Annotated in this window: 24 protein-coding genes; 10 read left to right on the top strand and 14 right to left on the bottom strand. The window is 38.3% G+C overall.

The features are described from left to right. Nucleotides 1-4: 4 nt before the first annotated feature. From D0T84_RS04935 to D0T84_RS04920, 4 genes are all read left to right on the top strand, one after another. Nucleotides 5-1645: a hypothetical protein gene (locus tag D0T84_RS04935; RefSeq protein ID WP_163306597.1), complete on the top strand. Its 1641-nt coding sequence runs from the start codon at nucleotides 5-7 to the stop codon at nucleotides 1643-1645. A 60-nt stretch (nucleotides 1646-1705) separates the two neighbouring features. Further along, on the top strand, nucleotides 1706-2578 hold the full coding sequence (locus D0T84_RS04930) for an AraC family transcriptional regulator (RefSeq protein WP_163306595.1): 873 nt from the start codon (nucleotides 1706-1708) through the stop codon (nucleotides 2576-2578). Nucleotides 2579-2704: 126 nt separating this feature from the next. Then, nucleotides 2705-3733 (top strand): alpha/beta hydrolase, encoded by a 1029-nt coding sequence (locus tag D0T84_RS04925; protein WP_255495210.1) that lies wholly within the window; start codon nucleotides 2705-2707, stop codon nucleotides 3731-3733. A 22-nt stretch (nucleotides 3734-3755) separates the two neighbouring features. Continuing rightward, entirely contained in the window at nucleotides 3756-4190 is a 435-nt protein-coding gene (locus tag D0T84_RS04920) for a flavodoxin (protein WP_163306591.1), read from the top strand. A 66-nt stretch (nucleotides 4191-4256) separates the two neighbouring features. Here the strand turns inward: D0T84_RS04920 and D0T84_RS04915 are convergent, their stop codons facing one another. The 10 genes from D0T84_RS04915 to D0T84_RS04865 form a co-directional block, all read right to left on the bottom strand. After that, on the bottom strand, nucleotides 4257-4412 hold the full coding sequence (locus D0T84_RS04915; RefSeq protein WP_163306565.1) for a hypothetical protein: 156 nt from the start codon (nucleotides 4410-4412) through the stop codon (nucleotides 4257-4259). Between the two features lie 347 nt (nucleotides 4413-4759). Next, complete coding sequence (locus D0T84_RS04910; RefSeq protein WP_163265344.1) at nucleotides 4760-5704, bottom strand: YafY family protein; 945 nt, start codon at nucleotides 5702-5704, stop codon at nucleotides 4760-4762. A gap of 1 nt (nucleotide 5705) precedes the next feature. Beyond that, entirely contained in the window at nucleotides 5706-7406 is a 1701-nt protein-coding gene (locus D0T84_RS04905) for an ATP-binding protein (RefSeq protein WP_163265346.1), read from the bottom strand. 447 nt (nucleotides 7407-7853) lie between these two features. Then, the gene (locus D0T84_RS04895; protein ID WP_163306589.1) at nucleotides 7854-8069 is read right to left on the bottom strand and encodes a hypothetical protein; all 216 of its coding nucleotides are present in this window, start codon (nucleotides 8067-8069) and stop codon (nucleotides 7854-7856) included. A gap of 10 nt (nucleotides 8070-8079) precedes the next feature. After that, nucleotides 8080-8685 carry a metallophosphatase domain-containing protein gene (locus D0T84_RS04890; RefSeq protein ID WP_163265352.1) on the bottom strand — a complete coding sequence of 202 codons (606 nt, stop codon included), beginning with the start codon at nucleotides 8683-8685 and terminating at the stop codon, nucleotides 8080-8082. Nucleotides 8686-8693: 8 nt separating this feature from the next. Continuing rightward, nucleotides 8694-11045, bottom strand: a complete 2352-nt coding sequence (locus tag D0T84_RS04885; RefSeq protein WP_163306587.1) for a DUF262 domain-containing protein — start codon at nucleotides 11043-11045, stop codon at nucleotides 8694-8696. A 3-nt stretch (nucleotides 11046-11048) separates the two neighbouring features. After that, nucleotides 11049-12809, bottom strand: coding sequence for a DUF262 domain-containing protein (locus D0T84_RS04880; RefSeq protein ID WP_163265356.1), 1761 nt, complete (start codon nucleotides 12807-12809; stop codon nucleotides 11049-11051). A gap of 6 nt (nucleotides 12810-12815) precedes the next feature. Then, complete coding sequence (locus D0T84_RS04875; RefSeq protein WP_163265358.1) at nucleotides 12816-13310, bottom strand: 3'-5' exonuclease; 495 nt, start codon at nucleotides 13308-13310, stop codon at nucleotides 12816-12818. A 359-nt stretch (nucleotides 13311-13669) separates the two neighbouring features. Next, the gene (locus tag D0T84_RS04870; RefSeq protein ID WP_163265362.1) at nucleotides 13670-14974 is read right to left on the bottom strand and encodes a relaxase/mobilization nuclease domain-containing protein; all 1305 of its coding nucleotides are present in this window, start codon (nucleotides 14972-14974) and stop codon (nucleotides 13670-13672) included. Beyond that, nucleotides 14964-15314, bottom strand: coding sequence for a MobC family plasmid mobilization relaxosome protein (locus D0T84_RS04865; RefSeq protein WP_163265364.1), 351 nt, complete (start codon nucleotides 15312-15314; stop codon nucleotides 14964-14966). Before D0T84_RS04865 ends, D0T84_RS04870 begins: the two co-directional genes overlap by 11 nt. 81 nt (nucleotides 15315-15395) lie before the next feature. On the opposite strand from D0T84_RS04865, the gene D0T84_RS04860 reads away from it, so the two are divergent. The 6 genes from D0T84_RS04860 to D0T84_RS04835 all read left to right on the top strand — a co-directional run bounded on the left by D0T84_RS04860 (nucleotide 15396) and on the right by D0T84_RS04835 (nucleotide 18907). Then, the gene (locus D0T84_RS04860; protein WP_163306585.1) at nucleotides 15396-15617 is read left to right on the top strand and encodes a hypothetical protein; all 222 of its coding nucleotides are present in this window, start codon (nucleotides 15396-15398) and stop codon (nucleotides 15615-15617) included. Between the two features lie 685 nt (nucleotides 15618-16302). Then, nucleotides 16303-17079: a ParA family protein gene (locus tag D0T84_RS04855; RefSeq protein WP_163265368.1), complete on the top strand. Its 777-nt coding sequence runs from the start codon at nucleotides 16303-16305 to the stop codon at nucleotides 17077-17079. Further along, entirely contained in the window at nucleotides 17079-17498 is a 420-nt protein-coding gene (locus tag D0T84_RS04850; RefSeq protein WP_163265370.1) for a DUF3408 domain-containing protein, read from the top strand. The genes D0T84_RS04855 and D0T84_RS04850 overlap by 1 nt, the downstream gene beginning before the upstream one ends. Next, nucleotides 17498-18088 carry a hypothetical protein gene (locus D0T84_RS04845; RefSeq protein WP_163265372.1) on the top strand — a complete coding sequence of 197 codons (591 nt, stop codon included), beginning with the start codon at nucleotides 17498-17500 and terminating at the stop codon, nucleotides 18086-18088. The genes D0T84_RS04850 and D0T84_RS04845 overlap by 1 nt, the downstream gene beginning before the upstream one ends. Nucleotides 18089-18302: 214 nt before the next feature. Further along, nucleotides 18303-18614, top strand: coding sequence for a helix-turn-helix domain-containing protein (locus D0T84_RS04840; RefSeq protein ID WP_163265374.1), 312 nt, complete (start codon nucleotides 18303-18305; stop codon nucleotides 18612-18614). Beyond that, on the top strand, nucleotides 18611-18907 hold the full coding sequence (locus D0T84_RS04835; RefSeq protein WP_163265376.1) for a helix-turn-helix domain-containing protein: 297 nt from the start codon (nucleotides 18611-18613) through the stop codon (nucleotides 18905-18907). The genes D0T84_RS04840 and D0T84_RS04835 overlap by 4 nt, the downstream gene beginning before the upstream one ends. 268 nt (nucleotides 18908-19175) lie before the next feature. Here D0T84_RS04835 and D0T84_RS04830 read toward each other — a convergent pair whose 3' ends face one another. The 4 genes from D0T84_RS04830 to D0T84_RS04815 are packed head-to-tail and all read right to left on the bottom strand — an operon-like array spanning nucleotide 19176 to nucleotide 22972. Further along, nucleotides 19176-19982 carry a KilA-N domain-containing protein gene (locus tag D0T84_RS04830; RefSeq protein ID WP_163265378.1) on the bottom strand — a complete coding sequence of 269 codons (807 nt, stop codon included), beginning with the start codon at nucleotides 19980-19982 and terminating at the stop codon, nucleotides 19176-19178. Between the two features lie 53 nt (nucleotides 19983-20035). Then, nucleotides 20036-20404: a protein-tyrosine kinase gene (locus tag D0T84_RS04825; RefSeq protein WP_185152970.1), complete on the bottom strand. Its 369-nt coding sequence runs from the start codon at nucleotides 20402-20404 to the stop codon at nucleotides 20036-20038. 21 nt (nucleotides 20405-20425) lie between these two features. Beyond that, on the bottom strand, nucleotides 20426-21721 hold the full coding sequence (locus D0T84_RS04820) for a site-specific integrase (protein ID WP_163265380.1): 1296 nt from the start codon (nucleotides 21719-21721) through the stop codon (nucleotides 20426-20428). A gap of 18 nt (nucleotides 21722-21739) precedes the next feature. Continuing rightward, nucleotides 21740-22972, bottom strand: a complete 1233-nt coding sequence (locus D0T84_RS04815) for a site-specific integrase (RefSeq protein ID WP_163265382.1) — start codon at nucleotides 22970-22972, stop codon at nucleotides 21740-21742. Nucleotides 22973-23013: the final 41 nt, after the last annotated feature.

The following is a 23013-nucleotide window of genomic DNA, read 5'->3' as shown; positions in this document are numbered from 1 at the left end:
ATATATGATACCACAAGGAAAATACCGCATTATGGCTTTTAAGGACTTTGTTCCCGATTGGCTTCGGTTTACGATACTTTTATTATTGACACTTGTTTTTCAGTTTTCAAATAGCATTTATCTCACCAATCTCAATGAGGTTATAGGAGGTAAGGCGCTAACGTCTGAAGATGTAAAACTTATAAGTGCAGCTTCTTTTATCGGGATGACAATGATATTTCCGATACTATTCCGTATCAAGTTCCGTTTCATGTCACGCACTATATTATTATCGGCGGCAGCTGTTATTATTGTTGGCAATATTATCTCTATGTATTCCAACAATGTGTTTATCCTGTTAGTGATATCTTTTATAGTTGGGGCATTCAAGATGATAGGAACTTTCGAGTGTTTATCCTCTATTCAATTGGTAATAACTCCTAAAAGGGACTTTACCGTTTTCTTTTCGGTAGTTTATCTTATAGTTCTCGGTTCTATTCAGATATCAGGGCTTCTTACTGCCGAAATATCATACTTATTCAATTGGCAATATATGCATATTCTGATAGTGGGATTGCAGCTTATATTTATGATACTGATCTATTTTCTGATGCGTCCTATCAGGTTAATGAAGAAATTTCCTCTCTATCAAATCGATTGGCTTGGCATGGGATTGTGGACACTGGTACTAATCCTTTCGAATTTCATTCTCGAATATGGCAAACGCCTCGATTGGTTAGACTCTCCATATATAAGAATAGCGATTGTGGCAACTCTTATATTCCTCATATGTGCTATACAGCGGATGTTTGGGATACGGCGTCCGTTTATTATGCCGGATATATTTAAGTATAAGAATTTGATGAAGGCTTTACTCTTATTAATCGTTTTGCAAATTTTTCTGAGTACATCCAGCACAATATTGAATGTGTATATAGGAGGAATTCTGCACTACGATATTTTGCACAACACTTCCCTCAATTGGATTGTGTTCTTCGGGGTCCTTTTGGGTGCGGCTTTCTCTTTTTACTGGATGTCTGTATACAGGGGCAATTACAAGACGATTTTCTTTATTGGTTTTTCAGCTTTTGTATTGCACCACTTTATCCTGTATTTTATATTCCAACCGGGTATAGCAAAAGAGGATTTGTTCTTGCCGTACTTATTAAGGGGATTTGGATATGTTACTTTATATATCGGTATTGCCCTTTATGCAGCCGAAGGAATACCATTTCCTCACTTCTTCCCAAGTTTAACGCTTCTCGGTTTTGTAAGGACAGCAGTGGGTGGTACAATGGCTAGCAGCCTTTGTGTAAATGTGCTGCAAGCTCTACAGAAAAGAAATCTGATGATACTCTCCCAGAATATGGATTTAGTTGATCCGGCATCCAATCATGTTCTACAAAATACAATTAATCAATCTATTGCAACGGGAATGACAATAGAACAAGCACAGGTAGCTGCAACACACACGCTGTATGGGCTTACCAATATGCAGGCTATGCTCCTAAGTTGGAAAGAGATATTCGGCGGAATCACTTTGTTCGGAATAATTGTTCTTTTGGGTATTCTATTTACTCCTTATATGAAGCCAACATTTCATCAATTGCCAAAACTGAAGAATATCTGGAAATATATGTGGGGAAAAGCATATAATAAATCCTGACCTAAGAAGAATAGCAAATTAAGGACATTAATATTGGTTTGAAATTCTTATATTTACAGAATGAAAACAGAACGTTCAATCTCTGAGTTCAATAACGAACTTAAATTAAAAGGCTTCAAGGCATTTCAGATCGACGATGACTGTAACGAGACACGTACATACAGCCGCAAAGATTTCTATAAGATTTGCCTTACCACCGGCAAAAGTATTATCAACTATGCTAATAGAAGTTTTGAGCAGGAAGGAACAGTTCTGTTTTTCGGCAATCCGCATATCCCTTATTCATGGGAAACCATATCAACTACTTATAAGGGTTATACCTGCCTTTTCTCGGAAGAATTTCTGAAGCACTCCGACCGTTCAGAGAGTTTGTTCCAATCTCCGTTTTTTAAGATTGACGGAACGCCCGTTTTGGAAATATCAGAAGAACAAAGACTGTTTCTAAATTCTCTCTTCCAAAAGATGATTGAAGAACAGGAGAATGACTATACGTTTAAAGATGAGCTTATCCGCAACTATATCAGCCTGATTATCCATGAAGCATTAAAGCTGCAACCCTCAGAACATTACCATCAAACAAAAAAAGCCACCGCCCGGATTACCTCCGTATTCCTTGAATTGTTGGAAAGACAATTCCCGATTGAGACATTCGGCAGCCCATTGCAACTGCGGGCAGCTCAGGATTATGCCAGATACCTGAATGTACACACCAATTATCTGAACCGTGCGGTAAAGGAAATCACAGGCAAGTCAACCACTACACATATCACCGAACGTATTATCGCAGAAGCAAAAGCCTTGTTGCAACATACTGACTGGAATATCTCGGAGGTTGCTTATGCCCTCGGGTTTGACTATCCCACTTACTTCAACAACTTCTTCAAGAAGCAAACGGGAACAAATCCTAAATCGCTTCGGGAAGCGATGGTTTGAAATTCTTAATTATTGGTTTGAATATCGTTAACAGGGAAGCCTGATTAACTTCGATCTTTGCATTATTTAATGCAAAGATGGATAGTTATGAAGAAAGCAGCAGTAATAGCTTTGTTCGTAAGCGGAATGCTCACGGCATGCGTGAACAACAAAGCGACCGATAATAGTCAAACCAATGATAAGAATATGGAAAAGTTAGAGCTAACAACAGCATGGGATAAAGTATTCCCCAAAAGCGATAAAGTCAATCACAGCAAGGTAACCTTCCGCAACCGTTACGGCATCACGCTTGCCGCCGATATGTATGTGCCAAAGAATGCGAACGGAAAAATGGCGGCTATTGCCGTAAGCGGGCCTTTCGGCGCAGTGAAAGAACAGGTTTCCGGTTTATACGCGCAAACAATGGCAGAACGTGGTTTCCTTACCATCGCTTTCGATCCCTCTTATTCGGGAGAAAGCGGAGGTAAGCCTCGTTATGTGGCTTCGCCCGATATTAATACGGAGGATTTCAGTGCAGCCGTGGACTTTCTTACCACATTAGATAATGTAGATCCGGAGCGTATCGGGATTATCGGAGTCTGTGGCTGGGGTGGTTTGGGCATCAACGCCGCCGCTATGGATACCCGCATCAAGGCTACGGTGTCTTCTACTATGTACGATATGAGCCGTGTCAGTGCCAACGGCTATTTTGATTCAATGGATGCGGATGCCCGCTATAAACTTCGTGAGCAACTCAATGCGCAACGCACAGCCGACGCAAAAAACGGCACGTATGCGTTGGCCGGTGGTGTGATTGACCCGCTACCGGAGGATGCGCCACAGTTTGTGAAAGATTACTACAGCTATTATAAAACAGAACGCGGCTATCACGAACGTTCGCTTAACTCGAACAAAGGTTGGAACACAACATCTTCTCTTTCTTTCATCAATATGCCACAGCTTTCCTACGCCGGAGAAATTCGTAATGCGGTATTGATTGTACACGGAGAGAAAGCCCATTCACGCTATTTTAGCGAAGATGCTTTTAAAATGCTCAAAGGCGACAACAAAGAACTGATGATAATCTCGGGTGCCAGTCATGTGGACTTATACGACCGGATAGATATTATACCATTTGATAAGTTGGAGTCATTCTTTAAAGAGTACTTGAAATGAAATATTTATTTTGCATAATAATATGAAGAAGAATATCTTAGTAGCCTACTTTTCTTGTAGCAGAACAACAAGAAAGGCGGCAAATAAATTGGCGGCGGATATGGATGCCGATATTTACGAAATAACGCCCGAAATATCGTATTCGGCCGCAGACCTGAACTGGAACGACCGAGCGAGCCGTAGTTCGGTGGAGATGCGCAATCCATCATCACGTCCGGCCATAGCGGGAAGGCTTGACAATGTAGAGCAATACGATACGATCTACATCGGATTTCCCGTATGGTGGTATATTGCACCGACCATCATCAATACGTTTATTGAAAGCTATGATCTTTCGGGCAAGACTCTTATACCCTTTGCTACTTCCGGAGGCAGCGGAATTGAGAACTGCGAGGAGAATCTTCACAAAGCATATTCCCATCTCGATTGGAAAACAGGCAAACTCCTGAATGGATAGCTGTTGTCATAAAATATAAAAACATCTGACAAAATTGTTTACCAGATAATACCTAAATTTTGCCCTTTAACGCGGATGCAACCTCCAGTGGAGCAATATATATTGCTTTGCTCTGCTCTGAGGATTTCCGTTTACCGTCACCTTAACCATAATAGGTACCGTTTTGTCTTTTCTGGGCTGATTCTTTTTCAGGTAGAAAAGTGTTCTGAATGTTGACTTCATAATCTTCAATTTTTTTAGTTACAAATTTTTGTTCTTTTGTTTTGAAGAATACCGGACAACTCTTTGACAACTGATGGAAAATGAGAGTTATATTTGAATAATCGTTACTATTTCGGAGCCTCGAAAAATAGTAACGGTTTGGTAACAAAACTATGCTTTTGGATTATTTCATTCTGAATCAGCCGTTTGTCTTGGCTGTAAATCAGAATAGGTAACGGATAAGTAACGAGATAACTTCATCAATTTGCCCCGCTTTGAGCAGGTTGATTAGCTTGGCACAAAATTAAGTAAATTTTCTCTATTGACAAATTCCTTTTGGTATAGATGATGCATATCGCCTCCATGAGTTACTTTTTACTACTTTGATATACATCATATTGAGCCGATATAATCTCTGCAATTTCATCCCGAAACCATTTAGGAGATAAAACTTCAACCTCTGATCCATGAGAGAGCAACTCCTGTCGAAAATCAAAGCTTGGTTTTATATGGTAGCTGAATATGGTATAGTCGGATGTACTTTCAACTTCCTTTTGCGAGTGATGCAATGGCAAAGCCCTGATATAACTATCTTGAATTTTATATACCTTAATCAGAACGTTTTCTGTTTTGTGTCCGTCTCCGGCTACAATTCCAAAGCTGTCCATAAAAAAGGCCTCTCCATCAAAGTTCTTTGGTAACTGGAATTTATTCTCATTGATGTGGATATGTTTGATTCTATCTAAAGCATAAATGAGGATACTTTCTTTATATGGACTGTACCCTATAACATACCAGCGTTGTTTAAATACTTTTATACAATAAGGATGAATCTCAAAAGTATTAGGTGTATCTCGCCAAAAACTCTGATAAGTCACTTCTATGGATAGGCTATCCCTCATTGCTTCAATAATAGATGTCAAATGCATTTGCCCAGATGGTATTTTTTCAAATAAAATGCGTTGTTTGAGTTTGTGACTCTCATTTATCAGGTTATTTACTGCGAATGTATTTAATAGCCAGCTTCGAACGCCTCCACGCTCCATATCATCGGTATTCTCTATGTAATATTTGTATCCATTTCGCTTATCGCACTCAATGTTAATATCAAACATCTGCTCAATAGCCTGTCGATGGTTATGGAACGTGCGCAAAGGAAGATCTTCTCCATCAAGATTTAATAATGATCTTTGCCAATATTCATTAATTTCTTCAAATGTTATCTTCCCTCTTCGATAAATGATGTCAACCAACCAAACATATCGGTTGAATAAATTGGATGTGGTATCCTTAGAACTTTTTTTCTTTTCCATATCAATTAAATCCTATTCTTTTTCGTTCTTCATTCTTATACAAAAACTCGCTTTGACAGTAGCTATGTACCGTCTCCAATGTCGGTGTTACTCCGCTTAAGATGGAGTCCACAGTATATTTGCGAACGATATTTTCTATTTGTCCACCGCTGAAATTATAATTATTTGCTAATTCCAATCTCTCTTGCTCAGATAATGTTGGCAACATGGTTTGCCAAATTTTTTCTTTAGCTTCAATACAAGGCTTCTCAAACTCAATCTTGTACAAGAATCTTCGTTCAAAAGCTTTATCCAAATTCTGAGTCAAATTAGTTGTCGCTATCATTATCCCCTCTAAATTCTCCATTTCTTGTAATAGGATATTCTGTATTGCATTTTCTGTTTGATCAATCGAGCCTTGTCCGGCATCTTTTCGCTTACCAATAACTGCATCAGCTTCGTTAAATAACAAAATGGGGGCAACCTCACACGTTTTCAGAAAGCTTTTATACTTATCGAATATTCCTTTTATACGCTTCTCGCTTTCACCATACCACATACTTTTCGTTTCTGAAATATCCACCATCATAATATCGCGACCTGTAGAACGAGCTATTTGATAGACAGTCTCGGTCTTTCCAGTTCCGGGTGCTCCATAAAACAAGCAAGCAAAACCTTTTCGCATTCCACCTTTTTCCAGTTTCTCTTGAATAGACTGAAAATTATTCTTGTGAAGAAGTGATGTAAGTTGTGTTATCTGCGATTGTTCCCGTTTATTATAGAATAGTTCTTTTGAAGAAATACTACCGTGCAGCATAAGATCCTTTTTATTATTACTCTGAGTGGTCTTAATATCCAATCCAACAAAAAGTTTCTCTTTTGCAGTTGATGATATTCTAAAGTATTCCCTGTCTCCGAAACCATTGTCATTAGAATGTTCCAAAATGTTATTTTCAAGCAGCTCACTATTTCCGTTTTGTAATTCGGATTTCATATCTTTGAATATCCATTTTTCCTCATACAAATCATCAAAGTCATGAAATCCAACACAATCATCATCCAAGTTGATAAATCTATGACAGAATAATAAAAGTAACAAGAACTCATTTCCACATATTCCTATTTTTTCATATTCCTTGATTTGCTGACAGAAAGCTAAGGAAGAATTATCTTCAAAAAGTGAACGCAATTCTACTAATAGTAAGTCACAAGAAATCTCACTTTCCTCTCTTTCACTGAACAAGCGATTGATATGCTTGAACAATCCTTTGGTGGTCAGATTTTGAGTGCTTTCAGGAGTATATGCGATATCTTGTTTTAAAGCATTAACAACATCCATAGGCACACGATAACTTTTTTGATTGCTGCTTCTGTTGCAACGAACCAAACGCCGTTTTTCTAATTCGTCAATATCACTCATTAAATTTATAATCCTAACTAAACGACAGCCAATTAGCTTAGAAAATTCACTGATATATATTCTACTGTCGTCACTTTTCTCTATAAAAATAGCAAAGAGAACCGTTTGATTTATTGTAAGTCCCATTTTCTTAGCCACAAAGTTGATGCTTTTCTTCGCTTTCTGGAAAAACTCTTTATTCAAACCGGAATTCTCAACTAATTCCACTATATTTTCTATATGGTCTAAAGAGGTTTTAAGAACCTTTTTATCAACTTTTTCGTTGACATTCTCGTCTTTCTGTGTAATGTTCAACTGTCTCATATCTATTGTTTTTATGCAAAGATATGCACGGCATGCGCCAAATAATAGCACAGGTGTAAAATGTCTCTAAAAAAACTGCCCATATGAGCAGTTTTCTTTATGCAATGAGAAATTAAAGAGCTGGTGCATGTTTCCCTTTTCCAGCTCCATTTGGATGTCTTGAGCATGTTGATGCAGTTAATGAACTAATAGAAGAATATGAATTACCACAATATTTGCATGTGTATTTACTTTTTTCACTTCCTTCATACAATTTGTGTTTTCCCTTTCCAGCTCCGTTAGGATGTCGTGAACATGTAGATGCAGTCAATGACGATACGCTGGAATATTTATTTCCACAATACTCACAATAAAAATTTGCCATACATTTCAATTTTAGAGATTAATATATTTTTGCAAAAATACTTCTCACCTGTGCCAAAAGAGAGCATTAATTTGAATCAAAAATTAATGGATTGCGTTTTCTTGCCATTCTCTATCTGATGCAAAACTTATTAGGTCTATGCTATCACCGATAAAACCGTGCTCTCTTGCAAAATCTTCATCTACCCATGCAGTCATTTCAAGACCTGCTTCATCACAAATTTTATAATATTCGCTCTCGGATATTTCTTTATCTAAATATCTCGCTCTTATTTCCATCCATTTCTCAGTATGTGTCATTTGCCGCTATTTATATATCAAATACGATAGGGTTATTTAATAGTCGATAATTTTCATCTACTAATGCTGCATTGGCGAAGGTTGTATATTTAGACTCTTCAATACCATAAGCATCGTGGATATGCCCGAAAAGATGATAACGAGGACGAACCTCAAATATCTTTTGAAGTAAATCAGGACAACCATAAGAAATATTATTGGTGTTATCCAAAATACCAAGTGGTGGACGATGCGAAATCAAAACATCAGTATCCGCCGGAATTTGTGCAATCATATTGAGATATTGACCACTCACGTCATCAGAAAAGAAAAATGGAATACCCCAAAATTTCAAGCTGTTTATTGTTATGCCACTATTGTAGAGGTAAAAACAGTTTTCAGGCAAAAATCGCTGAATTTTTTCTTTCCCTTTTCCCTCTAAACAATAGTCGTGATTACCTGCAATGAAAATTTTGTATTGATAATCTAACGCTCCAAACCATTCAACAAAATCCACAACTTCCTTACCAGTGCCAGCATACGAAATGTCACCGGAATGGACAATAATATCGGCAGTCGGTAAATTATTTAACTGCCGGTGGAGGTTGTGAGTGTCAGAGAGGTGGAGGAGGCGCATGATTGCTACTAAATATTATCTGTACTAAAATAATCCTCGATATTTTCTAAAGAAATATTTTCTGTAGCCCACGTTTGTAACTCATTATTATATTTTTGTAATCTATCATCAGTTCCCCAATAATAAGTAACATCACTATGTTTAAAGTATAAATTCCAGCCCCAGAAATACGGGTAGTTCCCTAATTTACCGCATTCTCCGTTTATTAATTCAATTTTATTTTGATCTAATAATCTTGAAAATATCGAATTCCTCGCATTACCAATAACATAAATTTTCCATTTAGCTCTTGTATTGTATGGGTATAAAGCATGCTGATTATTTCTGTAATTTAAGAAACAGCCATCTACAATGCAATTAAGAAGGTCGCTTTTACATAAGTCAGAATGAACAAGAGCTGATTGCTCATTTTGATTTTCATGAAAGATATTGAAGTTCATATAATCAAACGTAGTTGGATCTTCTATAAACAAGGAATTTAATGGTAAAATCCATTTTTTATTCGATAAAATATCTCCCCATGAGGAAGCTTTATTATCGTAAGTAATGCCCCAAAAGCTTTCCCATTTTGTGAAGCTGCAAATTAACAGCCTTAAGAGAATATTATTATTCTTATACTCGTCGGATACTCCATCTACATTAAAATATCTTTTTGACTTAGACCATCTATCGTCAAAAAGTGTCCAATCGTATTTATGCTCATTTGTTCTAAATAAAAAACGAATAGTTCCTTGCCAGAAAGCATAACATTCTGCTTCTTCAATTTTGTTTTCCCATTTGGTATCCTGTAGTATTTGACGTGCCTTTTCTCTTTCTTCCGTTACTTGTTCTCCGTCAAAACGGAGTACTTCACCATCCTTAGCAAAATAGTCAAGAATAGACTTCGTATCGCTCTCGGCATAAACAAAAAAAGCTAACGTATCTAACGCCTTTATCGTATTTCTAAATTCATCTTCATTGTTATAACTCGTGTTATAAGATAAATTGCGAATAATACGCATCCAGTTGTTTAATTCTTTTCTCAACTTTTCCGACTCTTGTAGAGCTTCTGCTCCGTAGTATTTGAAGAACTGCATTTGGGCAAAGAATAATACACGCCCCAAATAAGTAATCTTATTGTCAATAAACATTTCGAAAAGATTGTTTACATCTCGGTTGTCAATTTTCCAAAACGGCATAGTAATAAAATCGCTTCCTTCTTTTACACGCTCATCTTCTATAAATAGCAATTGTTCCATTGTCTCAATTACAAAAGAGTAGAAAGCTTCGTTAAAGAATCCACACTTACTTAGTTGCGGAATAATCGTAATAATATCATGGTCTCTCACATATATACGAACAGATTTAATACCCTCCACAAATTTATCTTTATCTAAAGCTTCGGGGTTTTCGAAATCATCAATCATAAACAAATGAAAGTACATCATTCGTTTCAAAAAACGCAAATAAGACATTTCGACAGCGTTCACTATTTCTTTATTTTTATTACTGTCTGAGCTATCAAGGTATGCTATTGCTTTTTTGTTCCAGAATAAATCCATCCATTTGCTATCAATGTGCGTTCGCCATTCTTCTTGCAATAACTCGCTTACCTCATTCTTCTTCATTTGTTCTTCAAACGTCGATTTAAGTATATCGAAAGAAGATAATTCTTTTCCACGGGCATTCATTTTAACATAAAGTTCATCTGCCAGATTAAACTGTTCAAGAGGGAGTATGTGAAAAACAATCTTACGATTTTCGGTCAAACTATTCCATAAAGAAATCTTGTCGGGTATTGCTTTTAGCTTTTTGTCCATTGCGTCTAGCATTACCAACATTCCTTTTATAGTCGGATCTTTTCGCCACGACCACAAAAACCAAGGTTCGTTTTGTATGCTTTCAGATAAAGTCCATTCTTTTTTTGTTGTTTCGTTCTCTCTTTTTGATACAGACATTGCTGTATTATCCTTTATAATCCGAGGAGAAGTTGCAACCAAGCTTTTGCAAAAGTCTTTCGAGGATATTCTGGTCTCGTAAGTGAAGCGTGGCATGCTAGTGTCATCTTTAAATAGTTGTGGTCTGTCAGCTGGCAAAAGGTACCAATGCAAAAGAAAGAGAGTCGTTAAACGCTGTTGTCCATCGAGCGGTGTAAAAACGTTGTCGTTGTCGGTAGAGCCATAGACAAAATCAAGCACTAAGGGCATGCTCTCTTTTGATATTAATGATTCTATCATTTCTTCGAGAAAAGATTCTCGTATTTCTGCAGTTTTATCATCTTCACGTCCTTGCGCATAGTCTCTTTGTATTTTTGGAACGCAGATTGAATACTTTTCTATCATATCCAAAAAAGATATATTTTTTTGCATTTGTTTTTCCATTGTTTAATTGTTTAACAGGTCATCTATTGTTGCGTGTATTGCTTCCAAATAAGCATTTCCATCATTTTCTTTCCATGCATTTTTCCATTGGGAAGCATTTTCGCTTTCAGTAGTGTAGTATTTTAAAAATACGTTGCGGGTACACGGAGGAATAAATCCTCCACTCTTGTCTTTTTCTATAATCCGTTGACGTTTGGTTTGAAAAGGAGCGTTTCCATAGCTGCGATTGGTGCCAGCATCAAGCAAAGCTAAATTTACAATAGAATCTTTATTTATCGATTGTTCATCCTCCGGTTCTATAATGGCAAAGACTTCTTCATATATTCTGCTAAACTCTCCTTCTGCTTCTTTCCCTTCTTTATTGAGCTTTTCTAAGAGCTGCATGGCTTTGGCAAGCAATTCAGTCCAGCCTTCTTCATGACAAACAACTTGTTTAAGATAAGTCAGCCAAACGATCTTATCTCCTGTCTTTTGCAGTTTATTATCCGTTTGAGAGGCTATGTGCTCTATATCCCAGTTTTCTTTTTTATATAAATCGAATGGGAAACGATACGAGTTTGATTTTGCTCCGGTTTCAATATTAAACAATAATAATATTGATGATATTTTGTCTGAGCTATAGGTCAATTCGTCAAGCTCTGTTTTTGAAATCCTAATTTTTTCTCTAATGATAGCTTTTACCTCCTCTTCCATTTTGTTTTTAGGCAGAACATGTATTTTATTATATATTTCTTTGTGAGAAATGCCAATGCTAAGCAAAAAGCCTATATAGTGGTATAGTTTGTTGTCTTCGAACCAATATAGAAATAGTTGATATACAGTTTTTACTTTCTCCCAAGCTTCAGCGAAATTTTTCACACCCCAATTTCCCCAGCATTCTTCTGTTTCGCCATCATATAAGGCTTGAAATTTACGATACGAGAAGTCGTCATCGCTTTTGAGAGGTTTGTTGGTGAGAAAATCAAAAATCAAATCAATTCTTGTGGCAGGATTGTAATCTTTGTTTGCCAAAAACAGCCAGAATTCGTCATCGTGTAGAGAACTTTCTATCACATTCCACTCTAGTACAACTTCGTTTATATTTGATATTGTGTTTTTTGCATTCAATATAAACAGAGCTTTTATCAGTTCGGCATTTGTTAAGCGAATTTTACCTTTATTCAGATTGTTGAATACTTTAATAGAATTTAGATTGTCGGCATTTTCTACTACATACCAGATAAATTTAACTTGTGGTTCTTTATCTTCCGGCTTATATGGGTCGAATAAGACTTCTTCAAGTTTACTTTTTTTTATTGTGTTTTCATTAAACCATTCATCAATAATCTCTTTGGCATGCTGAGCATAATAGCTGTCAATGTCATTTAGAGGGTGCAAATTGTCAAAATCCACCTCGGGTCTTGTTTCGTAATATAAGTCGTAAAGAGGCTTCTTGCAATCACAACTTTTGCTTTGCAGGTATTTAAGCAATAATAGAAGAGTGGTCAGTCGTTGTTGCCCGTCAATAACTTCCCAACCGTTGATTGTATTTCCATTTAATTCCCATTGCTTTTCTTTCACAACAACAGGTTGCAAACAATAGAACTCTCCGTCTTTGGCTTTTTTAGAAAAGTCAGTAATATCTTTCAAAAGGTCTTCTACCTGCTTTCTATCCCACCGATACCCACGTTGGTAAGAAGGAATGTAAAAATGATGCTTGCCATCTAAAAAATCGGCAACAGCTTTTAATCTGAAATTTGGATTTTCGTTAGTATTTTCTCTCATATTCTCTCATTTTATAATTTGCAATGCTATCTTCGCACACGCTTCAGCATCTGCCAGCGCATGATGATGATTCTCCAAGTCATATCCTACATGTACTGCCACTGTCTGCAGTTGATGATTTTCCAAGTTGGGGAACTCTCTTTTAGCCGTTCGATAGGTGCAATGAAATTCATAATTAGGATATTGGATCTCATATAAATCATGTACAGCTTTCAAACAACCTGCATCAAAAGAGCTATTGTGTGCAACCAATGGGAGACTCTTTAGTTTAGGTTTAATATCCTCCCATACTTCAGGAAACTCCGGTTCATTTAGCGTATCATAATAAGATAGCCCATGAATATCCGTTGCCCATGAACAATAGAAATTAGGTCGTGGGCGGACAAGACTATATATCTTATCTACGACGACACCATTTTTTACAATTACAATTCCCAAGCTACATATACTTGAGCGATTGTAGTTCGCCGTTTCAAAATCTATTGATGCGAAATTTAACATTCGTCTATATTCTAAATTACTATTCTCATAAAGAAAAAGCGTGGTACTGTACGCTTATCTTGTTAGAGGTATCGCCAAACACCTTGTAGCAAATAAACAACAGCCCACGCCTGATATGTTGCACAAAATGTACAATCATCAAACAGGAACGCTATGTTTATCCTTGCTACATTAGTCAATTGGCGATTTCCTAAACAAAGGATGAAACTTGACGCTTCTTCAATATGTATAAGCAACCTGTTGTTGCTGGTTGCAAATATACACATTTATTTTCAGAAGCGAGTAACGTTCAGGCTGTTGCTATTTGCTGCAACAAAAATAATCTATCTGTATGCCAAATCGTTGCGTATGTTGTTTATTTACCTCTTCCTCCCTCTGTTCTTCTGTTGAATAATAGGTTGCTTTGGCTTTTGTTTCTGTTCCTCCTTTTGAGTTTTCGGCAACCTTGGATCATTCCATGACTCTTTATATTCGGCATCAGACTTATTCGTTTTCCAAAGAAATGGATAGGCATAATTTACTCCTCCAAACCATTTTACTTTAGCCTTGGTCATATACCCATTTTCAATCAGAATCTTATCCCGGATACGCATTTCATACTTGCCGTATTTCACAAACTCATCAGGATTGTCATAGGAGAACAACACCTGTTTCTTCTCATCATTTAGGAAAGCATAAGCTGAGAATTGAGTTTTTCCATCCTTAGCTGTCATATTTTCAAGGAATATATGACCACTGCCCAGCAGCGTTTTCTCTTGCTCATCACTCAATACCACACCTTTAATAATAATATTCCGTTTGGCTACTTGTGCTTTTGCCTCGTCTTCTTTCCTCGCATTTTCTTCGTCTTCTTGTTTGACTTTTAACATAGCCTCTTGCCTTACTTTTTGTGCCATCTGTTCCCGTAAAAGTTCTTCCTCTCCTCGTTTTTTCGATTCCTCGATATTTTTTTCTAATACTTTTTTGATGTTTCCAAAGCTGTATTTTCTATCTACCTCAGAGCCTTTGAAAGAGATATTTCCGTATCGGAATGATACTCCTTCAATTTCAGATGTTGTTCTTTTATGTTTATAGTCAAGCTCAATTCCGAACTTTTGAAGCTTATATCGCAGGTCATTAGGTGTTTTGCAATTCGGTAGAACGGTTTTAATCGCATCATGGATATAATATTTTGCCTTATCCGGATTCCTTAATTTCTCTCGCTTAACCCTTTCTTTATCCTTCCCATAAGTCAATCCATATTTGTCTTTTAGTTTCTTGCAAGCTTTGATATTCCGTTTGTAATCGTGGTTGACTGATATTAATTTCAGGTTATTGTCAATTCGGTTATAGACAATATGAATGTGTTCATTGTCGGTGTTGTGATGCCGGACAATGATATATTGGGTGTTTTTAATGCCCATTTCTTCCATGTATTCCTTAGCTAATTGTACCATAAAATCGTTCGTCATTCTATCCTTATCTTCGGGAGCAAATGACAATGGAATGTGTCCGACAGGCTGCTTGATTTCCTTTCTGCCGGAACGTTGCATGGCAAAACTGCGGATAATATCCTGTTTACTTGAAGCTAGCACTCCTTCGGCTTCAAGCAACTTGGCAGTATCGTTCATCACATATGATACACATCCCTTGAATGACTTTCCCTTGATATTCTTAGCGATCATCCAGTATCCTTTTAATTCTGATCATCATTCCCATTATATTAATGCTTTCCGCAATATATCCTGCCTGATTAGCTTTCTTAGCGATCTGGTTCAGGTTATTTGCTATACCTGAAAGTTTTCGCATAAGGTCAAGTTCCTCCAATGTAAAACGGGATTTCACTCTTCCTTTAAGCACCATTTCCCGTGCATATCGTGTAGCTTTCATCCCTATTTTCTCCGCTTTCTCCTTGATTAAACCGAAGTCTTTCTCTGTCAATTTGAGATTGATTGAGCAATTTAACTTCTCTTTCTCCTTGGCCGGACGACCACGTTTGGGCTTCTCTTCTTTCTTATCTTCCATAACATATACATTTGAAGGTTATGGAATCTTTCCGGCTATTCAGATAGCCGGGCAAGCCAAAACGAAAGCGACCACCGGGAGATGAAGCGAAGGCTTGCAAGACAACCTGACCACCATGCGACCATCGGGAGAATAACGGAAAGGTTGTCCAGCGAACCCAAACCTGTCGACCATCGGGAGTGGGTGCAGGAGTTCGCAGCCCCGCAGGGCAAGGTATGCACAGGAGGAACAAGAAAGAGCCGAAGGCGAATTTCGGGTTACCTGTGTGATTACCTTGCTCCTTTGACGACGGCAAAAAAATAAAGAGGCGAGAGGCTCTTTGTTTTTTGCTTCGGCGGCAACTGTTATACACTATCCGGGGCATAAAACGTAGAAGCCCGGATTCTCTAATGCGACTTAAATTGGAGGTCGCCTTAAAATAATTTTCTTCATTCATCGGTCTGTCATTTTAATATTTCAGACCACGAAGAAAATTAATAATATCCGGTTAATGTCAAAGCCGGATTGACATGTATAACTCTGCTATATATTGCTTGTTTGACCGGAAAGCAATCAGTGCGAATTGCCCCGATTTGCCAAATGTAAATTCCGACAAACCATTGAGAGATAAAAAAGCCATACTTGTCCTGCAATTATTCAAATAGTCTTCCTAATAGCATGTACTTGGTGCAAAACGCACCCTTTCAATGCATAAGAAACCGACATTGCATATTGACAAACAGAATGTTATACATTCGCTGCTGAAAGTTTGGAAAGTTTGAAATTGGCAGTTTTTATAGACAGGATAATATACAAATTTCAATCTCTACCGTTTTTCTGATTAGAAGTTTTTCAAGTTGATTTTACATTTTGAAAACTTGAAAAATATCAAACATGAAAACTTGGCGGTTTGGTAATTTGAAAACAAGGAAGCTTGAAAACAACAAAATAATAAAGCTTGAAAAACTTACAAATATCAATATGTGTAATTCTAAAAATTGAAAACAAGATGAAAAAAGAACCGTTATTTATCGCCTTCTCCACTCAAAAGGGAGGTGTCGGTAAAAGTACATTTACAGTACTCGTGGCAAGCTATCTGCATTATCTCAAGGGACTGAATGTTGCTGTAATGGATTGCGACTATCCGCAATGCAGTGTCTACGACATGCGTAAACGTGAAATCCGGCAGTTGGAGACCAACCTGCACTATCAGTCTAAAGCTATTGCCCTGTTTGATTCCCTGGGTAAACAGACCTATCCCATCGTATGCTCCAAACCGGAAGAAGCAATCCTGAAAGCCCGTGAGTTTTTGGCTGGCGAACCTGCCGACTATGATGTGGTGTTTTTCGACCTGCCGGGAACCATCAACAACGATGGGGTAATTTCAACCTTTATGTCGATGGATTATGTTTTCGTGCCAATGGCTCCTTCACGGATGTCTATGGAGAGCACCCTCTCTTTCATTATTCCTGTTAGTGAGTTGCTGGCAGAACACAAGGATTTAAACCTGAAAGCGATCCATCTGTTTTGGAATCGTGTCGATGGACGTATCAAGAAAGACTGGCTTGAACACTATCAGGGAGTTATCAGGCAATTTGGATTACCGTTGATGCAGACAGTTATCCCGCAATCCGTCCGCTACGACAAGGAACAGTCCATCGAGGGTAGCGATGCTGTTTTTCTATCCACAATCTTTCCTGCTGATAGGAATTTACTCAAAGGCAGCAACTTGGATTTACTGGTTAATGAAATTATGGAGATTATTCACTTTAAACCTCAATTATAATGGCAACAGAAAATAAATTCGATAAACTCCGCTCAATGGTACATCAGGGTGTGCCGTTGGAAAAGACTATGGAGAATACAACACCGGAAGAAGTAAAGTCCGCCAGCGTGGATTCGGAAGTTACAGAACCAGTATCCAAAGTTCCTGAACCGCCTGCAAAACCACCAGAGAGAAGAAAGCGCAAACCACAGGCAGATTATCAAAGCTTGTTCTTCAACCGGATAGACTTCACTCACCGGAAGCCGCTGTACATAACTGCCACGACCCACCGCCGGTTGATGCGGATTGTCCACCTGATGGATGAATCAAAAGCGACTATAAGTAGCTATGTGGAGAATATCATTCTGAACCATCTGGATACGTTCAAAGAAGAGATAGATACCATTTACCATACGAATAATATAAACCCGACAGAATAATGAACGAAGTATTTATAAAATCCTATGTATTGGTTAGCCTGTGGTTTTGGGCAGGGATGCTCCTGAGTGGTCCGCTACGCAGGGCTTTTGGCGATATGCACCGTAGACTATTGAAAAGAATCTATGATGCTACTTGGGGACAGGTGGTAAAAGCATACAAGAGAGTAATAGACTCAATGTCAAAAAGATTCAAGGATACTACGCTTTATGTGGAGAATCGTACTTATGAATTGCGTGTCAAGGTTGCCCGCTCGCTGGTAAGTAAAGAACTGCTCGAAGAATTGACAGAGAAAAACTTCGTAGCCGCTATTTCAAGGGCACGGCAAATAGGAAGATGGAAGAGTGGGACTTCTTATGAGGAACTCCAGATGTTGGGAGGTTTAGCATCAGGCAGAACTGTTGACAGAGAGGAAAAGGAGGCTGCCTTAAATGTAGCGTTCGAACTTTGTGATACAGATCTTTTCGAGCAGATAATAACACGGATACCTCGTGCACAGGAACGTATCCTCTTGGCTTTTGAACAGGCAGAAGGGAACGCTCCTTACGATTCTATCAGAAATGAGGAGTTCCGAAAATTTATACGTGAGTAATGGAACGTATAAAACAGGGCAGCCTTCGGATTGATTTTTCGAAGGCTGTTTTCCTTATTTAAAGCAAAATTTTTCCATTTCTGAAATGAGTTTGTCTTCGAAACCCCGGACAACCCCGGACAAATGCTGCCACAGTCTGATTCTTTGCTATTTAACCGATTTTTTGTATATATATTTGTGCTTCGATTGAAATTAATACTTAAAAAATAAAGATATGGAAATAATAAACATTGAAGCACAAACTTTCGAAAAAATGCTCTCCAAGTTTGAAGATTTTGCAAGTCGGATGGAGCATCTATGCCGCTTGCATGGAGACAGGGACATGAAAGAATGGTTGGATAATCAGGACGTATGCCAGCTTTTGAACATCTCGAAGCGGACACTTCAAACGTTACGGGATAACGGAACATTGGCATATACCCAAATCAGCCATAAAACTTATTACAAACCGGAAGACGTGGAAAAAATCGTTCCAGTAGTAGAAGAAAAACGCAAACAAGCTAAATATAAAGGAAAACAGGTATGAGCAATCAATTAATTACATCAGAAAACGAAAGGGTAAAATCATTTTTCCTTTCACTCGAACGGCTATCTACTGCGATAGAGAAGCTGTTTACAGCTCGCAAGCCGACATTAAACGGAGAAAGTTTCTATACGGATGAGGAACTTTCCAAGAAATTAAAGTTGAGCCGGAGGAGTCTACAGGATTACAGGAACGAAGGACGTATTCCCTATATCAAACTGGGCGGCAAGATACTGTATCGGTCATCGGATATTGAAAAGCTATTGGAGGATGGGTGTCAGGATAAGTTCAGGTAGCTGTTTTGCACACACTAATCCTCTTGAATATCTTTTCCTTTTTCGACTGATAAACACCTCTTAATGGAAGGAGAATAAATAAGACAAGGCTATTTTGGTAAATACTCTTTTTCGTCCCGTGAAAAAGGAAGATTTGGCAAAATACCCGAAGGGTTTAGCCTTGTCGTTTTATTTCCTTCTTTTTTCTTTGTGTTCAGATGAAAGAGGGCTATAAAAAACGGCAGGCTTAAAAAATGAAAAGCCTGCCGCCGGTTAGATGAAATATGTGTCATTTCAACAATTTGCGATTTTCAACTTCTTGCAATACCCGCATCTGTTGAATAGCTATCTGGTTGAGCTTTTGCAGTCGTTCCGGTTGCGGCACTTGCTCATTTATCAGAACAGCATTAATATTTTCCATATTAGACAGGCATATCAGTTCGTTAATAGTAGCATAATCGCGGATATTGCCTTTCAAATCAGGATTAGCATCGCGCCATTGCTTTGCGGTAATACCGAAAAGAGCCATGTTTAATACATCCGCTTCGCTGGCATACACGATTGATATTTGTTGAGCGGTAAGTTCCTCCGGTATAAGATTATGCTTTACTGCATCCGTGTGAATATGATAGTTGATTTTCGACAGTTCCCGTTTGGCTGACCAGCCAAGTTGTTGCTGTTCATGCTCTTTAAGGCGTTGGAACTCTTTGATGATATACAATTCAAATTCAACCGAAATCCAGCTTGCAAATTTGAAGGCAATATCTTTATGCGCAAAAGTCCCACCGTATCGTCCAGATTTTGAAATAATGCCTATTGCATTTGTCGATTCAATCCATTTTTGAGGAGAGAGGGTAAAAGCATTTAATCCGGCTTCTTTTCTAAACCTATCGAATTCGATAGGTTTAAAATTCGGGTTATACAAACTTTCCCATATTCCTAGATACTCAATTGTATTTCGATTGCGCATCCAGTTTACAACCACAATAAATGGTTCTTCTGACTTATATTTTGCAATATCCGTCAGAGAGATATAATCGGCATTATTGATACTAACAACTGTAACTTCTGTTTCTTGTACTTTTATTTTAGCCATTATTATTCCTGTTTTTAATTGTGTCAAATTAGCCACAACTTGGTTCTACAAATTTAGTTTAAATTATTGATATCCATCATATGTAACGGAAGTATAAGCCTTGTTGTTTCCTCATTTCTGATGGATTTTTCAACTATATATTTCCGAAATACCTCTGCATTTCTTGATTGAATCCGAAACGAAAGAACGATTATCATTTCCAGATTATACTGTTCTACGCTATTGCCATTCTTATAATGATAAGTCCGGCAAACTTTGCTTTCATCGAATACTCCGGTTTTCAGGATGGCACGAACGTTCGTATTTATTTTGGCTACAAAGCATTGGAACAAATCGGCAAGCTGATGCTGTGTCATCCAGATTTCAGTTGATGCCGGAACGGATACTGTGCCGTTTTCTATGGTTATTATCTCTCTATTCATGATTGTCCGGTTTGAATTTCGTTATTTTGCATTGTTTTTCTTCGTTTTGCCATTACTTTGAACTGGCAATTTGTATTTCCGACCGATGCGGTCGCTAATTTTCTTCATGTCCTCATTAACTTTTTGCCGGGTAAGTTTTGCGTAAATTTGGGTGGTGCGAATACATTTGTGTCCCATCATCTGACTGACCGTTTCCAATGGAACTCCACGGGAGAGCGTAATAAGGGTTCCGAAATTATGACGGCTTTGATGGTAGGTAATCCGCTTTTCAATTCCGCATAATTTGGCGACCTTGTTCAAATTGACCTGAACGCAAGAGGGAGATGGCATCTTGAATATTTTATTTCCGTTGCGCTCGGGCTTGTACTTTTCCATTATCTGCAAAGGGATATCCAACAAGGGTATATTGCACTGGATGCCTGTTTTCTGCCGGTTGATGTCGATCCAGAAACTGTCGTTCCTGCTTTTATGGATATTTTCCTCTGACAGGTTACACATATCCGCGTATGACAAACCCGTGAATGTCGCGAAAATAAACATATCCCGTGTATGGCACAAGCGTTTGGAGACTACCGGAACGTTCATGAACTTCTCCAGTTCCTCCAGAGTCATGTGCCTGCGCTTACGGGGAGGCTGTTCGGGAATATAAGCAGCAAAAGGATTTTTATGTAACGTCCCCTGACTGATTGCCCTGCGGACTATCTTCCTAAGAATGATTGTATAGGTAGATATTGTATGGGCGGTAAATCCCTGTTCGATACGAAGGTAAGAGTCGAACTTTTCTATAAAGGATAACTCCAGTTGCCGTAACGGGATATCTTCCATATTGTAATGGATATGCAGGAAGCGTTTTGTCTGTTTAGTTACAGCTTCATAAGCTTTAATGCTTCCTTTCGAGCGTGTAACGCCTATCTGTTTGGCGTACTCTTCATTATGTTCGTGAAAGAGTTCCAGCAAGTTTTCTTTTTTCCTCCCGATACCACTTACGGCATTTTTAACAAGCTCCGCCGTAATATATCCCTGCTCGTCCAATATCTGTTTATAGTACCGATTGATTCTATCTGTCAGCTGCTCTATATGATAATTTGTTTCGGCGGCATGACGGCTTTTGCCGGTCATGCGGTAGGCTTTTGCATCCCATAGTGATGGGTCAATATCTATTCCGACAGAAAACTGGGCTACTTTTGCATTGATGGAGATTCTGCCCATCAACGGACACATGCCGTTTTTCTTTATCTTCTGCCGGTTGATATAAAACAGAACTGCGAAAGTGCTGTAAGTAGTATTGGAATGACTGCTCTTATTATTTGTATTCATAATATTCTCCTTTCTTTATTATAGTACATTGTTCTCCGTCAAATGAAACTTGCCGGACAGACGTTTATTCAAGTGGCACATATCTTCACCGATTTTCTCATTGCTTACCTGTGCATAGATGCGGGTGGCTCTCCAATCCCGATGACCGAGTAATTCAGCTACTGTTTCCAGCGGAACTCCCTGAGAGAGAGTTACTACGCTGGCATAGCAATGCCTTGCCATGTGAAATGTAACTCGCTTATCTATACCGCATTCCGTAGCTATCCGTTTGAGATAGATATTGGTCTTGCTGCAACTGATCATTGGGAATAATTTACCGTCTTTCGCCAGTCCTTTATATTTCTCAATTAATTGCAAGGGAATTTCCAACAATGGAATATGACAAGGTGTTCCGGTCTTCTTTCTTCTGAGATGTACCCACCGGACACCATCTTCGGCAATAGAAAGATTTTGTTCTGTCAGACTACGCATATCGCTGAAAGCGATGCCGGTAAAAGATGAAAACAAAAACATATCACGAATAAAGTTTAGGTTGGGTCGGGATAGCTTTGCATTCATCAGCTTCTTCAACTCTGCGGATGTCAGGGATTTGGGGACAATGGGCGACGTTATAAATTCATAGTCGATGAATGGGTCATTACGGAGAAGACCGTTGTTGATGGCTATTTTTACGATTCTACGAAGTTGTCCAATAATATTTACAATCGTCTGGGGAGCAAAACGGAGTTCTACACGCAGATAATAGTCATAGTCGGCAACAAACGATGGGGTCAATGCCTGAAAAGACACATCGCCAACATTATACTTCTTCCGCATGAACCTTTTTAGGTGGTTAAGGGAGATGCCATAACGTTTGTAGGTTTCCATGCACCTATTTACGCCGACATTTTTCAGAAAAGACTGATTATGTGCTTCGTAGTATTTCACAAGGGTATCCTGTTCGGATGCTATACCCTGAAACGCATTTTTCACATCTTGGGCAGATACATTTTCCTTTTTCATCAGTAAGTCCCGATAGGCGGAATGGATGGCTACGCAGATTTTGTTCAGGGATGCATTAATGGAGAGGGCGGTTTTGCTTTTTCCGGTAGCCCTGCCGGACTTGGTATCCCAAAGGGATACAAGAACACTCACTTTGGCACTGAACTGCACCATTGATTTACCGATGCGGATACGTCCCAGAACGGGAACTGTTCCGTCTGCTTTCTCCTCATTTCGTTTGAGGTAGAAATTTACTTTTACTTCTGTCATAATTAACTCTTTTACAGGTTACAAAATTAACTGTTATAGAG

The sequence above is a fragment of the Dysgonomonas sp. 521 genome, from assembly GCF_010501055.1.
Taxonomy (GTDB): Bacteria; Bacteroidota; Bacteroidia; order Bacteroidales; family Dysgonomonadaceae; genus Dysgonomonas.
Note: the sequence above shows the minus strand (reverse complement) of the source record. Positions and strands in the feature narration are given on the sequence as shown.

Bases quoted from the DNA above. Each gene is read 5' to 3' on its own strand.
- D0T84_RS04935 (WP_163306597.1), top strand. From the start codon at position 5: ATGATACCACAAGGAAAATACCGCATTATGGCTTTTAAGGACTTTGTT.
- D0T84_RS04930 (WP_163306595.1), top strand. From the start codon at position 1,706: ATGAAAACAGAACGTTCAATCTCTGAGTTCAATAACGAACTTAAATTA.
- D0T84_RS04925 (WP_255495210.1), top strand. From the start codon at position 2,705: ATGCTCACGGCATGCGTGAACAACAAAGCGACCGATAATAGTCAAACC.
- D0T84_RS04920 (WP_163306591.1), top strand. From the start codon at position 3,756: ATGAAGAAGAATATCTTAGTAGCCTACTTTTCTTGTAGCAGAACAACA.
- D0T84_RS04915 (WP_163306565.1), bottom strand. From the start codon at position 4,412: ATGAAGTCAACATTCAGAACACTTTTCTACCTGAAAAAGAATCAGCCC.
- D0T84_RS04910 (WP_163265344.1), bottom strand. From the start codon at position 5,704: ATGGAAAAGAAAAAAAGTTCTAAGGATACCACATCCAATTTATTCAAC.
- D0T84_RS04905 (WP_163265346.1), bottom strand. From the start codon at position 7,406: ATGAGACAGTTGAACATTACACAGAAAGACGAGAATGTCAACGAAAAA.
- D0T84_RS04895 (WP_163306589.1), bottom strand. From the start codon at position 8,069: ATGACACATACTGAGAAATGGATGGAAATAAGAGCGAGATATTTAGAT.
- D0T84_RS04890 (WP_163265352.1), bottom strand. From the start codon at position 8,685: ATGCGCCTCCTCCACCTCTCTGACACTCACAACCTCCACCGGCAGTTA.
- D0T84_RS04885 (WP_163306587.1), bottom strand. From the start codon at position 11,045: ATGGAAAAACAAATGCAAAAAAATATATCTTTTTTGGATATGATAGAA.
- D0T84_RS04880 (WP_163265356.1), bottom strand. From the start codon at position 12,809: ATGAGAGAAAATACTAACGAAAATCCAAATTTCAGATTAAAAGCTGTT.
- D0T84_RS04875 (WP_163265358.1), bottom strand. From the start codon at position 13,310: ATGTTAAATTTCGCATCAATAGATTTTGAAACGGCGAACTACAATCGC.
- D0T84_RS04870 (WP_163265362.1), bottom strand. From the start codon at position 14,974: ATGATCGCTAAGAATATCAAGGGAAAGTCATTCAAGGGATGTGTATCA.
- D0T84_RS04865 (WP_163265364.1), bottom strand. From the start codon at position 15,314: ATGGAAGATAAGAAAGAAGAGAAGCCCAAACGTGGTCGTCCGGCCAAG.
- D0T84_RS04860 (WP_163306585.1), top strand. From the start codon at position 15,396: ATGAAGCGAAGGCTTGCAAGACAACCTGACCACCATGCGACCATCGGG.
- D0T84_RS04855 (WP_163265368.1), top strand. From the start codon at position 16,303: ATGAAAAAAGAACCGTTATTTATCGCCTTCTCCACTCAAAAGGGAGGT.
- D0T84_RS04850 (WP_163265370.1), top strand. From the start codon at position 17,079: ATGGCAACAGAAAATAAATTCGATAAACTCCGCTCAATGGTACATCAG.
- D0T84_RS04845 (WP_163265372.1), top strand. From the start codon at position 17,498: ATGAACGAAGTATTTATAAAATCCTATGTATTGGTTAGCCTGTGGTTT.
- D0T84_RS04840 (WP_163265374.1), top strand. From the start codon at position 18,303: ATGGAAATAATAAACATTGAAGCACAAACTTTCGAAAAAATGCTCTCC.
- D0T84_RS04835 (WP_163265376.1), top strand. From the start codon at position 18,611: ATGAGCAATCAATTAATTACATCAGAAAACGAAAGGGTAAAATCATTT.
- D0T84_RS04830 (WP_163265378.1), bottom strand. From the start codon at position 19,982: ATGGCTAAAATAAAAGTACAAGAAACAGAAGTTACAGTTGTTAGTATC.
- D0T84_RS04825 (WP_185152970.1), bottom strand. From the start codon at position 20,404: ATGAATAGAGAGATAATAACCATAGAAAACGGCACAGTATCCGTTCCG.
- D0T84_RS04820 (WP_163265380.1), bottom strand. From the start codon at position 21,721: ATGAATACAAATAATAAGAGCAGTCATTCCAATACTACTTACAGCACT.
- D0T84_RS04815 (WP_163265382.1), bottom strand. From the start codon at position 22,972: ATGACAGAAGTAAAAGTAAATTTCTACCTCAAACGAAATGAGGAGAAA.